The organism is Sorangium sp. So ce204 (assembly GCF_051526795.1).
Classification (GTDB): Bacteria; Myxococcota_A; Polyangia; order Polyangiales; family Polyangiaceae; genus Sorangium; species Sorangium cellulosum_B.
Genome location: NZ_CP150317.1, coordinates 8,139,821 through 8,153,603, shown reverse-complemented (window position 1 = coordinate 8,153,603; position 13,783 = coordinate 8,139,821). Strand labels below are relative to the sequence as shown.

Annotated in this window: 9 protein-coding genes; 4 read left to right on the top strand and 5 right to left on the bottom strand. The window is 73.9% G+C overall.

What is annotated here, in order from left to right; translation table 11 throughout:
* Positions 1-3 precede the first annotated feature (3 nt).
* On the bottom strand, positions 4-1,470 hold the full coding sequence (locus WMF22_RS30190; RefSeq protein WP_438032025.1) for a hypothetical protein: 1,467 nt from the start codon (positions 1,468-1,470) through the stop codon (positions 4-6).
* Between the two features lie 225 nt (positions 1,471-1,695).
* Entirely contained in the window at positions 1,696-2,262 is a 567-nt protein-coding gene (locus WMF22_RS30185) for a hypothetical protein (protein WP_437293473.1), read from the bottom strand.
* A gap of 281 nt (positions 2,263-2,543) precedes the next feature.
* On the opposite strand from WMF22_RS30185, the gene WMF22_RS30180 reads away from it, so the two are divergent.
* On the top strand, positions 2,544-3,191 hold the full coding sequence (locus WMF22_RS30180; RefSeq protein ID WP_438032024.1) for a hypothetical protein: 648 nt from the start codon (positions 2,544-2,546) through the stop codon (positions 3,189-3,191).
* A gap of 267 nt (positions 3,192-3,458) precedes the next feature.
* On the top strand, positions 3,459-7,541 hold the full coding sequence (locus tag WMF22_RS30175; protein WP_438032023.1) for a protein kinase domain-containing protein: 4,083 nt from the start codon (positions 3,459-3,461) through the stop codon (positions 7,539-7,541).
* Positions 7,542-7,559: 18 nt separating this feature from the next.
* Here WMF22_RS30175 and WMF22_RS30170 read toward each other — a convergent pair whose 3' ends face one another.
* From WMF22_RS30170 to WMF22_RS30160, 3 genes are all read right to left on the bottom strand, one after another.
* Positions 7,560-8,990 (bottom strand): B12-binding domain-containing radical SAM protein, encoded by a 1,431-nt coding sequence (locus WMF22_RS30170; protein WP_438032022.1) that lies wholly within the window; start codon positions 8,988-8,990, stop codon positions 7,560-7,562.
* A gap of 231 nt (positions 8,991-9,221) precedes the next feature.
* Positions 9,222-10,544 carry a restriction endonuclease subunit S gene (locus WMF22_RS30165; protein ID WP_438032021.1) on the bottom strand — a complete coding sequence of 441 codons (1,323 nt, stop codon included), beginning with the start codon at positions 10,542-10,544 and terminating at the stop codon, positions 9,222-9,224.
* Positions 10,541-12,004, bottom strand: a complete 1,464-nt coding sequence (locus tag WMF22_RS30160; RefSeq protein WP_437293469.1) for an N-6 DNA methylase — start codon at positions 12,002-12,004, stop codon at positions 10,541-10,543. The genes WMF22_RS30165 and WMF22_RS30160 overlap by 4 nt, the downstream gene beginning before the upstream one ends.
* Before the next feature lie 143 nt (positions 12,005-12,147).
* On the opposite strand from WMF22_RS30160, the gene WMF22_RS30155 reads away from it, so the two are divergent.
* Together WMF22_RS30155 and WMF22_RS30150 are read left to right on the top strand one after the other, a co-directional pair.
* Entirely contained in the window at positions 12,148-12,870 is a 723-nt protein-coding gene (locus WMF22_RS30155; protein WP_438032020.1) for a hypothetical protein, read from the top strand.
* A complete protein-coding gene (locus WMF22_RS30150; RefSeq protein WP_437293467.1) occupies positions 12,867-13,781 on the top strand; it encodes a DUF4159 domain-containing protein in 915 nt (304 codons plus the stop codon). The genes WMF22_RS30155 and WMF22_RS30150 overlap by 4 nt, the downstream gene beginning before the upstream one ends.
* Positions 13,782-13,783 lie beyond the last annotated feature (2 nt).

Genomic DNA, 13,783 nt, shown 5'->3' with positions numbered 1-13,783 from the left:
CCGTCATCTCCGGATCTCGGACACGAGGACGAGCCTCCCGCCGTCGTATCGGGCGCACACATGGTAGTCGGGGTCGGTCCCGGGGCCCTGCTCGAGCACACGTGCGATCACGCCGAGCAGGTTCAGCCATGGGCCGCCGGCGGCGATCAGATAGGCAGACCAGCCTGCCTCCTCGAACGCGGTGACGACCTTCTTCGGGTCGTCGAAGCCCTTCCCCGGATCGCCGACCGCCGCGCGGAGCGCCGGCAAGAGCTCCTTGACCGCCGCGTCGCCGGCGGCGCATCGCTCGGCGGCGAACGCCCTCTCGACGCCGGCGTGCGAGGCGTCCGTCAGGGCCCACGACGCGACGAAGCGGCTCCGCTTGCCCTGCACGGCGATCCCGAGGGTGCCGTCGCTGGCGAGGCTGCGCGCCGGCGCGGCGAGCCGGAGGTTCTGCCGGGCCTCGGCGAAGCCCTGGGCGGCGATCGTCGGGATCACCCTTGGATCGACGTGGCCTCCGGAGAGCGCCCTCGCGATCTTGCCGTAGCCGTCGGTCGCGCCCAGCTCGCCCATCCGCTCGGGATCGAGGCACACCGACACCACGGGGCTCGCGTCGAACCTGGAGCACCTGCCCTCCGGGCCCCCGACCTCTTCGCCGAACGCGACGAGCTCCTTCAGGGCGGCCGGATCGCCGCCGGACCCGAAGAGCGACATCACGACGTCGAGCCGGAGGTCGGCGCCGTCCGCGTGGATCGCGACGGCGGCGATCCCGCCCTGCGCCACGCCGAGCGGCGCCCTGGCGCCGAAGCCGGCGCAGCGCGCGGCGCCCGGGCACGCCTCCAGCGGGGCGCCGCCGGCGAGGACGTCCACCACGCCCGAAAGGGCGCGCCGCGGGTCCGCCCCGCTCACGAGCGGAACGAGGAGCCGCACCCGCGTCACGTCCGCCGCGTGCTCGCGGACGACCTTCTCGAGCGCCTTGCCCGAGGCCCCCCTGGCCATGGCGTCGACGACCGCGCGCGCGCTCTTCTCGGACGCGGGCACCACGGCGCCCAGGATCGGCCTTCGCGGATCGACGCCGGCCTTCGCGAGCGTCACGTCCGGCGGATCCTGGCTGCCGAGCGCGCGGTTCGCCTCGATCAGGACCTCGGCGATCTGGGGCACGTACTGGACGGCGACGTCGAGGGCGCTGTTGCGAAGCGAGGCGTAGATCGCGGCGCCCGGCGGGAGGCGCGCGATCTGCTCGGCCGACGGGGGCGGCGGCTCAGGCGTCGCTCCCCCGGGCGCGGCCGGGTCGCTCGCCGCCGGTTGCGCCGGCGCCGCCGCGGGCGCGCTCGCCGGTGCGCTCGGTTGCGCCGGTTGCGCCGGTTGCGCGGCGGCGCTCGACGAGCTCGCGCCGGTCGAGCCTTGTCGCGCGGCGCAGGCCGCGCTCCCCGCCCCGAGCGCGATCCCTGCGCCGAGGAGGACGATGGGGAGGAGCTCTCGAAGGGGCATGAGCGGGCTTCATGTACTGGAGGAGCGGGGACCACCTGACAGTCCCGCCGCCCCGTCCAGGTTTGCAAGGTCTCGTACTGGACCGGCGTCGGCTCGGATACCCAGGTGAACGTGCAGTGCTACGACCATCTCGGCAACCCGGTCGACAGCCAGTTCTCGAGTACGTATCTCGGCGCGGAGATGTTCACGCCCTGCTGAGCGAGCGCTGATACAGGGAGGCCGAGATCACTCGCCCGTGTCGAACTCGCACGCGGCGACCTCCGGCGCACACTCGCCCTCCACCTCGGCGGCCGCAGAGGCGAGGCAGTCGTTGCACTCGGCGCTCCGCGCCTCGCCGGCGCCGCACGCGCCATAGCAGGGCAATTCCTCCACCAGGCCGCAGGCAAAGCAGAGACAGTCCATGAGCGCCTCGTAAATTTCGGCCGAGGCCTCGCACATGTCCGCCGGATCGTCGGTGTCGTACGGGGGCAACGAGCAGGTCGCGCACTCGGCGCCGCCACCGGCGCCGACCTCGCCGCCCGCGCCAGCGCCCGCCTCGCCTCCCGTCGAGCTGCTGGCCGCGCTGCCGCCGGCCTCGCCACCCGCCGAGCTGCTGGCCGCGCCGCCGCCGGTCCCGCCTCCCGTCGAGCTGCTGGCCGCGCTGCCGCCGGTCCCGCCTCCCGTCGGGCCGCCGCCTCCGCCCACCAGATGGTAGCTCTCGTCCAGCCCCGCCAGCGCGGTACACCCGCCTGCCGCCGCAAGCCCGAGCAGCGCCATCGCCAGGGACGCGTTCACACGCTTCGAGCCCGCCATGGCGCCGGAGCATCACTCGCTTACGCCTCCGGCGTCAAGTGACCGTACGGCTGGTTCGACCTGGGGCCGTGGCTCGATGCACGCACGACACGCGTGCTCGTCAAGTCTGTTACAATCGTAGTAATCGCATGTCCATGGACGACGGCACGCATGACCGCCGCCCCCGAACTCGGCCTGATCACCTTGCCGTGCGCTGCAACGTCGTGGCCCGCCATGGCACAGAAAACCAGCGGGTTTCTCTCGTGCCGGAGCAGGCATGTCCCGTGCTCGACGCGGCGGCCATGACACACAAGTGCTTTCTCTGGTTGGCTCGTGGTTCCTTCATTGCGTGGGCGACGCTGGGCGGCGCGGCGTGCGGCGAAGATGACCATGGACATGCGAGCGCGGAATCCACCAGCACCAGCGGCGCGGGCGCGGGCGCGGGCGCGGGCGCGGGCGCGAGCGGCAGCGCCGGCGCTGGCGGCTCCGGAGGCGGCGGCGGAAGCGCCGCGAGCGGCGGAGCCGGCGGCTCCGGGGGCGGGGGCGGCAGCGCCGCGAGCGCCGGCGCTGGCGGCTCCGGGGGCGGGGGCGGCAGCGCCGCGAGCGGCGGGGCTGGCGGCTCCGGGGGCGGGAGCAGCCATGGCCTGGCGTGCCGCGACTCGAGCTTTCCGGCGTTCAGCAAGGCCTGCGAACAGGCGAGCGACTGCATCGTGTTGCCGCACGTCACGACCTGCTGCGGAGATGTCCTGTTCGTCGGCGTGGACGCGGACGAACAGGACGCGTTCGAGGCCGCCGAGGCGGCGTGCCTCGCAGGCTGGCCGCTGTGCGATTGCGCGCCGCGTCCGTCGCTCGCGGAGGACGGCCGGCGGCTCGAGAGGGAGAGCGAGCAGGCGGTCGCGGCGCGCTGCGACGAGGGCTCGTGCACGTCGGAGATCAGAGATTTGCCCTAGCTCGACCTTCGTTCGCGGGGACACGGTGTCAGAGACAGGCCTCATGGACCATGGCCCGGCCGGCAGGACCGACGGCCCGGTCGCGCGCCGAAGGGGCGGCCCCTGAAACTCGCGCTCTCCGCCAGGAACGCGGCGCAGATCCCCCCGCGCTCCGCTCGCGTTCTCGGCGATCGCCTGGAGTCAGCTCGAATCGAGGGCGATCGCCCCCCACCCATCGGCCCATATCCCAGGCGCGGCCATGATACGCTCGGCGCCGGGAGCCGTGGAGTGAGCGTGCGCGCCGGGGAGATCGTCGATGGCCGGTTCGAGATCGACCGCGTGCTCGGCGCGGGCGGCATGGGCCGAGTCTACCTGGCGCGCGACCTGACGAGCGGCGAGCCGGTCGCGGTGAAGGTGCTCCTCGGCGCGAGCGCGAGCGATCTCTCACGCTTCGACCGCGAGGCGGAGGTGCTGGCGTCCCTCCAGATCCCGGGTGTCGTGCGGTACATCGCGAACGGCGCGACCGCCGCGGGGTGCCCCTACCTCGCGATGGAGTGGCTCGACGGCGAGACGCTTGCCGACCGGCTCGAGCGCGGGCCGCTCGGCATCGCCGAGAGCGTGACGCTCGCGCGGCGCGTCGCCGATGCCCTCGCCGCCGTCCATCGGCGCGGCGTCGTGCACCGCGACCTCAAGCCGGGCAACCTGCTGCTCGTCGGCGGCGAGGTCCTGCGCGTGACGCTGCTCGACTTCGGGGTCGCGCGCGCCGCGGGGCTCGCGCCGAGGCAGCTGACGATCACCGGGGCGATCGTCGGAACCCCCGCGTACATGGCGCCGGAGCAGGCGCGCGGGCTGCGGTCGATCGACGCGCGCGCCGACGTCTTCGCGCTGGGGTGCGTGCTCTACGAGTGCATCGCGGGCCGCCCGGCGTTCTTCGCCACCGACGTGCTCTCGCTGCTGATGAAGGTCCTCCTTGAAGAGCCGCCTCGGCTCCAGGAGGTCCGTGCCGGGGTTCCGGGCTGGATCGACGGCCTCGTCTCCCATCTGCTCGCGAAGGAGCCCGACGAGCGCCCGCCGGATGCAGGCGCCGTCGCCGCGGCGCTCGCAGCGCAGGACGATCTCGCGCTCTCGCGAAGCCTGAGGGGTGCGGGGATGCCGGCGATGGCCGCTACGGCGCCCGGGAGCGCCACGCTCACGATGGACACCGGCCCGCCGGGCGCTCGGGCTCGGTCGCGCCGATCCACGATTCCTGTCCCGGAGAACGCCACGCTCGCGCTGGACACGGGCTCCGCGGCGCCCGGACACGGTCCCGACTCGCGCGTCGGTGCCGACGTGCACCTCACAGGCAGCGAGCGAGCTGTCCTGTGCCTCATCGTCGCAGAGGTGAACGGCTCGGACGAGGTCACCGCCGCCCGAGCCGATGAGGCGCACAGGGCGCGCGCGCTCCGCGAGGTGGCGGCGCGGCACGGCGCGGCGCTCGATGTCCTGCAGGGCCGCTGGCTGCTCGTCGAGCTCTCCGGCGCCGCGGCGCCGACCGAGCAGGCCGTGCGCGCGGCCCACTGCGCGCTCGCCATGCGGGGGCTCCTCGTCGGGTCGCCCATCGCGATCGCCACCGGGCGCGCCGTGGCGGGAGCGCCGCTCCGCGCCGGCGAGCTCATCGCGCGCGCGGTCCACCTGCTCGCGGCCGGCCGCGCGCAGGCCGATGGCGCTGCGCTCCCCATCGACGACGTGACCGCGCCGCTGCTGGAGCAGCGGTTCGACGTCCTGCGGGACGCCGCAGGCCATTGGCTCGTCGGCACCCGGGACGATCTGAGCCCCATGCGACGCCTCCTCGGCAAGCCCACCGCGTTCGTCGGGCGCGACAGGGAGCTCGCGATGCTCCTGGAGGAGATCCGCTGCTGCCTCGACGAGGGGACGGCGAGCGCCCTGCTCATCACGGGTCCGGCGGGCTCAGGCAAGTCGCGCTTGCGCCACGAGCTCCTGAGCCGCCTCCAGGCGAGCGACGAAGGCGTGGCGGTCTGGACCGGGCACGCCGATCCGATGAGCGCCGGCTCGGCGTTCGCGCTGCTGGGGAGCGCGCTCCGGCGCGTGCTCGACCTCCGCGAGGGCGAGCCCGTCGAGGTGCGCCGTCGCAAGGTGCTCGCTCGGGTGGAGCGCCACCGGGATCTCGACGGGCCGCGCGTCGCGGCGTTCCTGGGCGAGCTCATCGGCGTCCCGTTCCCGGACGACGGCGTGAAGCTCCGGGCAGCGCGGCGCGATCCGATCCTGATGGGCGATCAGCTGCGGCTGGCCTGGGAGGAGTTCCTCCGAGCGGAATGCGCTGTGCGGCCGATCCTGCTCGTGCTGGAGGACCTGCACTGGGGGGACTTGCCGACCGTCGATTTCATCGACGCCGCGCTCCGGCAGCCGAGGGAGCTGCCCTTCATCGCGCTGGCGCTGGCCAGGCCCGAGGTGCACGAGGTCTTCCCCGGGTTGTGGAAGAGCCGACGCGGCCAGGAGCTGCGGCTCAACCCGTTGCCGCGCAAGGCCGGCGAGCGGATCGTGCGGCAGGTCCTCGGCGACGCCGCGAGCGACGCGCTGGTCACGAAGCTGGTCGAGCGGGCCGAGGGCAACGCCTTTTTCCTGGAGGAGCTCATCCGCGCCGCCCTCCTCGACCAGGGCGCCGCGTTTCCCGAGACGGTGCTCGCGACCGTCCAGGCCCGGCTCGCCACGCTGGAGCCCGATGCGCGGCGGACGTTGCGCGCGGCGAGCATCTTCGGCCAGTCCTTCTCGCCCCATGGGGTGGCGGCGCTCGTCGGCGCCACCGACATCGCCGCGCGGCTCGCCGAGCTGGAAGGTCGCGAGATCCTCACCCGGCGGATCATGGGGGATCCGACGGGAGATGTGGAGTACAGGTTCCAGCACGCGCTGCTGCGCGAGGCCGCCTATGGCATGTTGACCGAGCGCGATCGGCGAACGGGGCACGCGCTCGCGGGGCTGTTCCTGGAGCAGATCGGCGACGCCGACCCCATGGCGACGGCGGAGCACTTCCACCTCGGCGGCGACCCCGCGCGGGCCGCGCGGGCCTATTTGCGGGCCGCCGAGCAGGCGCTCCGCGGCAACGACCTCGCCACGGCCGTCGAGCGCGCGGAGCGCGGCATGGTGTGCGAGCCGGAGCCGGCCGTGGCGGGCGCCCTGCGGCTCGTCCAGGTCGAGGCGCACCTCTGGCGCGGAGAGATCGCGGTCGCGGAGGAGCGCGGAGGCGAAGCCGTCGCGCTCCTGCAGCCCGGCTCCGCGCGCTGGTTCGCCGCGATCGACCAGGTCGTCCTCGCGGCGTTCAAGGCAGGCGGCCTCGAGCGCGTGGAGCGGTGGAGTGAAATGGCGCGCGACGCCGATGTGCTCCCGGGCGCGCGGGACGAATGGATCCAGTGCCTCGGCACGTGCGCTGTCACGCTCGTCTTCGGGGGCCGCTACGCGCTGGCCGATTCGCTGATCGAGATCATCGGGCGCGACCTGCGCGCGTCCGGCGCGACCGACCCCGAGGTGCTGGCGCGGTACCACCAGGCGCGCGCGCTCCGCTCCTTGTTGACGGGGGACTCCGAGTCTTCGCTGCGAAGCATCGAGGCTGCCCTCGCGGCGTTCGAGCGGGCCGGCGACCGGCGCAACGCCTGCTCGACGCGCAACGACCTGGCGCTCCTGCGTCGAGAGCTGGGGGACTTCGCCGGGGCGGAGGCGCAGCTGCGGATCGCGCTCAGCGCGGCGGAGCAGATGGAGCTGCACGACGCGGTCGCGACGACGCTGCAGAACATCGGCTATGTGCTCGCCTGCGTCGGCAAGCTCGACGAGGCGAAGGCGGCCCAGCGAGCCTCCCTGGAGTCCTTTCAGCGGATGGGCTTGCGTCGAATGGTGGGGGCTGCGTGGCTCTACCTGGCCAGGAGCGAGCTGCTCGACGGCGATCCCGCGGCGGCCGAGCTCGCCGCCCGCGCCGCCGCGGAGGCGCTGGAGGTCGGGCCGCCGCTCCGTCCCTTCGCGCTCGCCGTGCTGGCGCAGGCGCTGCTCGGCCAGGGCCGCGCCGGCGAGGCGCTCGCGGCCGCCCGCGAGGCCCATGCCGCCCTGGAGGCGCTCGGCGGGGTCGAGGAAGGCGAGTCGATCATCCGCCTCACCTTCGCCGAGGCGCTCGCCGCGGCCGGCCACGAGGCCGAGGCCGCCCAGGCCATCGCGGCTGCCGAGGCGGCGCTCCTCGCCCGCGCCGACAAGGTCCGCGACCCGCGGTGGCGCGAGAGCTTCCTCAACAACGTCCCCGAGCACGCCCGCACCCGGGAGCTCGCGCGAGGGTGGTTGGGCGGCCGCGACTTCGTGTGTGCTCGCGACGGAGCTGCTGCCGTCGTCGAGTGAGCGTTCGCCCCGGCGTGGCTATGCCGTGCGTTCCACCGAGCTGTCGGCCGCGCTCGCGGATCGCTTCAGGCCGAGGCGCGAGAGCCGGGCCGGGGCGTCCCCGGGCGCGGGGTGCCGGATCGCCCCTTCCGGATCGAGCGGCGGCGCGGCCGGCTCGTTGCCGGTGATCTGCTTGAGGCCGTAAAAGCCGTTCATCGCCGCCGAAAGCATCATGGCGCCGCGGCTCAGCGACCGCGCGCCGCGCGCCAGGCGCTCGAGCACCGCCGCGGGGCCGAAGGCCCGATTCCACATCTGGCGGTGGGCGGCGAGGAGCTCTTCGGGGGACATGCGCGCCGGCCGGAAGGCGACGCCGTAGCCGCTGTAATGGGGCCAGTCACGCTCTTCCAGGATGCGCCCGTCTCGCCGGTGCTCGTCGTACAGCGGCGTGCCCCGGAACGGCGTGAGGATGCTCAGGAACGGGACGTCGACGCCGATCTCGTTCAGCCGATCGGCCGTGGAGGCGATGACCTCCGGCGTCTGATCGTCGAAGCCCGAGATGAAGCCCGCCATCACGCAGATCCCGCGATCGTGCAGCTTCCGGATGGCCTCGCGGTACTCGCGCGCGCGGTTCTGGCGCTTGTCGACGCTCTCGAGATCGGCCTCGTCGAGGCTCTCGATGCCGAGGAAGATGCCGATACAGCCGGACCGCTCCATCGCGTCGAGGAGCTCCCGGTCCTTGACGATATCGATGGATGCCTGCGTGAGCCACCAGCGATCGAGCCCGGCGAGCTCGCGCAGGAGCTCCTTGGCCCAGCGGCGCTGGACGAGCAGGTTGTCGTCCCAGAACCACGCGACCTTCTCCTGCCAGAAGCGAGGGAAATGCGTGGCGGCGATGTCGCGGATCACCTCGTCGACGGGGCGCACGCGGAAGCCGGGGTTGAGGTCGGGCACCGTGCAGAAGCTGCACGTGAACGGGCAGCCGCGCGTCGCCTGGAGCACGCGGGGGACCAGGAAGCGCTCTTCGAGCAGATCGTAGCGAGGCGTCGGCAGCCCCGCGAGCGACGCCGGTTCGCCGTGATAGACGCGGCGCTGCGTGCCTCGCGCGAGATCGCGCAGGACCGAGGGCCAGACCGCCTCGGCCTCCCCGGTGACCACCACGTCCACGTGCTGGAGCGCCTCCTCGATCCAGTACGAGACATGCGGACCGCCGGCGACGACGCGCACGCCGAGGGCGCGGTAGCGATCGGCGAGCGCGTAGGCGCGGCGCGCGAAGCCGGAGAAGAACGAGAGCGCGACGACGTCCGGCGAGGCGTCGACGGGGACGGGGCGCACCTGCTCGTGGAAGAGCTCGACCTCGTGCTCCGGCGGGGTGATCGCCGCGAGGTGGATCCCGGTGACCGGCGGGACGAAATGGAAGCGGTGGCCCCGGCGATAGCGGGGGACGTAACTCACGACGATCCTCACCTTCATCAGCGCCTCCTCGGGATCATGGGTCTCATCGGATCGGACCCGCGATGACGGCGTGGATCCGCGGGGGGAAAGGCGATCCGGCGAGACGTGCTGAGAATAACGGAAGGCGGGACGCGTCGATTCCAGAAGCGGGAGGAGCTACCGTGGAGGGACGGTGGCGGACGCGTGCGGGGGCCGAGGAAGCGAGAGGAACGATGAATATCGATGTCGATCAAACCGAGAGCTAGCCGCTCACCCCAGCCCCCGGACGCGGCGCAGCAGCGCCTCCGCCGGCTCGTAGCCCCGCCCCTCCGCGCGAGCCAGCGCCGCCTCGGTGGGGACGAGCTCTCCGGAGAACGCCCTCGCGAGGATCGTGTGCGGCAGCCTGTCGGCCCGGGCCGCGGCGCGGGCCACGCGCTCCTCCACCTCGCTGGCGAGCGCGAAGAGCGCCTCGGCGCGGCGGACGATCTCCGCCTGCTCCTCCGCCGGCGGTACCGGCACGGGGATGCCGTTGAGCGCCGCCTGCGTGAGCTTCGGCTGGGCCGAGCCGGTCACGTGGTGCTGCAGGTCGAGCGAGTTCAGGAGCAGCTCGAGGTACCCGAGGACCACGCCGGCCTTCGGCTGGACCACATGAGCATGGTTGTTCACCCAGAACCTCCCGCTCGCGGCGAACGCCACCCGGGTGTTCCTCGACAGGAGGTTCGCGCCGTCCTCGGCGATCAGCAGGTAATCGCCGTCGAACAGGTAGCCATCGATCGAGTCGATGACCCCCGACGCGCCGTAATACGGATACGGCCCCCGGCGCCTCGCTCGAACCGCGGAGCTCACGGGGACGCGTCGGCCATCGTGGTTGTCCACCAGGGCGCCGAACGGGCCGCGGACCCAGGACGGCGGCAGGGGACGCTCCGGACCGTCGCTGCGCGCGCCGGGCGCGGCCGGCGCCGGCGTCGAGCAGCGCGGCGGGGGCTCCGCCGGTCCCGCGGCCGGCGCGGCGGCGCCCGGCGCGCGCAGGTCCGCGGTGAGCCTCCCCGAGCACGCCGCCGCCAGCACGGCCTGCCGGAGCCGCCGGAGGAGCAGCGACGACCTCGCCAGCCGGGCCTTCGCCGCGTCCACCTCGCCGAGCAGGGCATCGGCCTTCGCGACGATGCGGCGCTGCTCGGGGAGGGGAGGCAGCGCGAACGGCCGCTCGAACGTCTCGCGCACCTTCACGAACGGCTGCGCGGAGCCGCCCTTCACCCAGAACCCCTCGTCGTTGAGGTGGAGGAACAGGTAGCCGACGTCGATGGCCCGCTCATCCGGCCAGACAACATGGGTGTTCGCGATCGCCGACCACCGCCCGCGCGCCTTGAACGCCTTCCCGCACCGCGTCCCCACGGCGGAGACGACGATCGCCTCGCCCTCGTGCTCCCAGCCGTCGCACCACACGTCGGGGCCGGCGGCGCTGAACCCCTGGTAGCGCCCTGGCCGCTGCTCGGCGTGGAGCTTCCCTTTGATGAGCTTCGAGCTCCCGCTCCGGTGCGAGCAGATCGACGCGAGCGTCGTCTCGGCCCACCCCTCGGGCAGCGGCCCGCTCACGCCTCCGCCGCCTTCGCCCCGCCCTCGAGCAGCGCGAGCACGCGGTTCAGCGCGGCGACCGCCTCCGTCAGCTCCTGGACGGCGTCGGTCGCCAGCTCCTCCGGCTCGGGCATCTCGCCGGCCTCGTCGAGCGACTCCTCCTTGAGCCACCTCAGCCCGTCGAGCTTGAACTCTCGCTCCTTCACCTCGCGGAGCTCGAAGCTGCGGAATCGCCCCTCGCTGGAGCTCGCCGCCTCGCGCGCGCCGCGCCCGTCGGGGTCGCCGCCGTAGCACCGCTCGAACTCCGCGAAGTGCGCCGGGGAGAGCGGCCGGCCCTTCTTGGTGATCGACGGGACGCCCGTCCGGGCGTCGTAGATCCAGACCCTCTCCGTCGCGCGGCCCTTCGTGAAGAAGACGACGTTGGCCTTCACCCCGGCGCTGTACGGCGTGAAGGTCCCGTGCGGCAGGCGGAGCACCGTGTGCAGGTCGCAGCCCCTGGCGAGGATCTCCAGCACCGCGCCTGCCTGGTCGGCGAACAGGCAATGGTCCGGCAGGACCATCGCCGCCCGGCCGCCGGGCCTCAGGATCGTCAGCACGTGCTGGATGAAGTTGAGCTGCTTGTTCGCGGTCGCGATCGCGAAATCCTCGCGGCGCGGCGTCTCGTAGGCCCCCTTCGTGCCGAACGGCGGGTTCGTCAGGATCACGTCGAACCGCTCGTCCGGCGGCGGGGCGTCGAGCGAGTCGCCGAGGGTGATCCTCGGCTCGATCCCGTGGAGGACCAGGTTCATCAGGGCGAGCCGGCGGGGGCGCGCGACGAGCTCCTGGCCGAAGAACGCCCCGGCCTTGATCCGGCGCGCCGCCTCCCGGTCGAGCGCCCCCCGCGCCTCGGCCTCGATCCACTCCCATGCGGCGACGAGGAAGCCCCCGGTCCCGCACGCCGGGTCGCAGAGGGCGAAGCCCGGCTTCCCCTGCGGATCGGGCCTGATGCACCGCACGATCGACTGGATCAGGGCGCGGGGCGTGAAGTACTGCCCCGCGCCCTTCTTGCCCTCGGCGGCGGCCTTCTCCAGGAGGCCCTCGTACGCCGCTGCCTGGATGTCCACGCCGAGGCGCGTCCACGCGATCTCGTCGATGAGGTCGACGAGCTTCCCGAGGCTCGCGGGGCTCTTGAAGCGCGGCTGCGAGCCCGCGTAGATCTCCCCGAGGACGCCGGGGGCTCCGTCGAGGGATCGGAGGACGTCGGCGTAGCGGTCGAGCAGCGCTTGCCCGCTGCGCGCGCGCAGCGCGGGCCAGGAGCAGTCGGTCGCGTCGACCTCGCCGCGGGGCGTCCTGTGCTCGACGCGCGAGAGATCGATGCCTCGCTCGGCGGCCATCTTCAGGAAGAGCAGGTAGGTGATCTGCTCGATGTAGTCCCCGTGGTCGATGCCGTCGTGGCGGAGCGTGTGGCAGAACCCCCAGAGCTTTCCAACAACGTCGATCATGCGGCGGCGGCTTCGTTCGGGTCGTGGAGCGGGAAGGCGAGGCGCGGGAGGAGCCGGCTTACCACGGCCGGGCGCCTCACGGCGGCCGCCGCGCTCGTCCATGGCGTTGGGACGCGCCGCCGCCGATGTACTAGGCTCGTCCCGTGCCGCGCGCCCTCACCTCGCTGCTCGCGCTTCTCTTGCCGCGATCGCTCCGATCGTCGCTGCCGTCGCTGCCGTCGCTGCCGCCGCGGCTGCCGCTGCCGCTCCTGTCGCTCTTGCCGCTCTTGCCGCTGTCCGGCCTCGCCTGCGCGTCGCCCTCGCTCCCCGATCCCAAGGAGGCGGTGCAGGTCTACGCCGACGCGGCGGCGCGCGGCGACGCCGACGCCATCTACGGCATGCTGAGCGACAAGAGCCGCACCGCGATGTCGCGCGACGAGGTGCGGCGGCGCGTCGCCGAGGCGCGCGCCGAGCTCGCGGAGCAGGCGCGGAGCGTCACGGCGCCCGGGGTCGTGGTCAAGACCCGCGCCCGCGTCCGCTACCCGGACGGCGAGATCGCGACCCTCGAGCTCGACGAGCGCGAGCGCGCCTTCCGGATCTCGGCCGCCGACGCGCTGCCCGCGGGCGGCCGCACCCCCGAGCAGGCCCTCGAGCAGCTCCGCCGCGTCCTCGCGCGCCGCAGCTACGCCGGCCTGCTGCGCGTCCTCACGCCGGCCACGCGCGCCGCCATCGAGAGCGACCTCCGCTCGCTCGTCGAGGGGCTCGCTCAGCCCGAGGGGCTCGAGGTCCGGATTGCCGGCGACTCCGCGACGGTGCAGATCCCGGGTGGGCACGAGGTGAAGCTCCGGCGCGAGGCGGGCGTATGGCGGGTCGAGGACTTCGATTGAGACGATGGCTCGTCCGGCTCGGCGCTCGCCGGCCGCGCGGCCGGGGCGGTGAGGCGGCGCCGCCGCCCGCGCGCCCCGCCGCCTCGGCCCGGCCGCGGCGCCTCGCCATGGCGCGGCCGCGGCGCCTCGCGGCGGCGGCGCTGGTGCTCGTCTCCGCGCTGCTCCTCCTCGCGGTGCCGCGCCCCGTGCGCGCCTTCGGCGAGGAGGGGGCGTGGAACCCGCGGCCGCTGCTGACGGGCGACGCGCGATGGGAGGGGGTGCGCGCCACCGCCCCCGCGCGCTGGTCGTTCGAGCTGGAGCGGCGGACGAGCGCGCCGGCGCGCCGCAACCCGACCACGGTCCGCGCCGACGACCCGGCGCTGCTCGCCGAGCCGTTCGCGCTCTGGGGCGGCGAGGGCGACCTCCCGCCGCTCACCGAGCGCGAGGTCTTCGGCCTGCGTCGCTTCCTCGCGCTCGGCGGCGTGCTCCTCGTCGACGACTTCGCCCCGGGCAGCGGCGCGTTCGGCCGCGCCGCGCGGCGCGAGCTCGCCCGCGTCCTGCCGGAGGGCTCTCCCATCCCGATCGGCACGGAGAACGTCGTCTTCCGCTCCTTCTATCTCCTCCCGCGCGCCGTCGGCCGCGTCGAGGGCCCGCCGAAGCTCTCCGCGATCGTGCGCGGCGGCATGCCGCAGGTGATCTTCTCCGACCACGACCTCGCCGGCGCCCTGGCGCGCTCGGAGGGCGGGGGGCCGAGCGTCGAGGTCACGCCCGGGGGCGAGGCGCAGCGGGAGCGCGCGTTTCGCCTGGCCGTGAACATCGCGATGTACGTGCTCTGCTCGAACTACAAGGACGACCAGGTGCACGCGCCGTTCCTGATGCGCCGCCGCGCCATCGACGACAACCGACCCCGCTCCGCGCCTGCGCGGCCGTGAGG

What these genes read in the sequence shown, in the direction of transcription:
- WMF22_RS30190 (WP_438032025.1), bottom strand. Translation starts at nt 1,470, where the DNA reads ATGCCCCTTCGAGAGCTCCTCCCCATCGTCCTCCTCGGCGCAGGGATC.
- WMF22_RS30185 (WP_437293473.1), bottom strand. Translation starts at nt 2,262, where the DNA reads ATGGCGGGCTCGAAGCGTGTGAACGCGTCCCTGGCGATGGCGCTGCTC.
- WMF22_RS30180 (WP_438032024.1), top strand. Translation starts at nt 2,544, where the DNA reads ATGACACACAAGTGCTTTCTCTGGTTGGCTCGTGGTTCCTTCATTGCG.
- WMF22_RS30170 (WP_438032022.1), bottom strand. Translation starts at nt 8,990, where the DNA reads ATGAAGGTGAGGATCGTCGTGAGTTACGTCCCCCGCTATCGCCGGGGC.
- WMF22_RS30160 (WP_437293469.1), bottom strand. Translation starts at nt 12,004, where the DNA reads ATGATCGACGTTGTTGGAAAGCTCTGGGGGTTCTGCCACACGCTCCGC.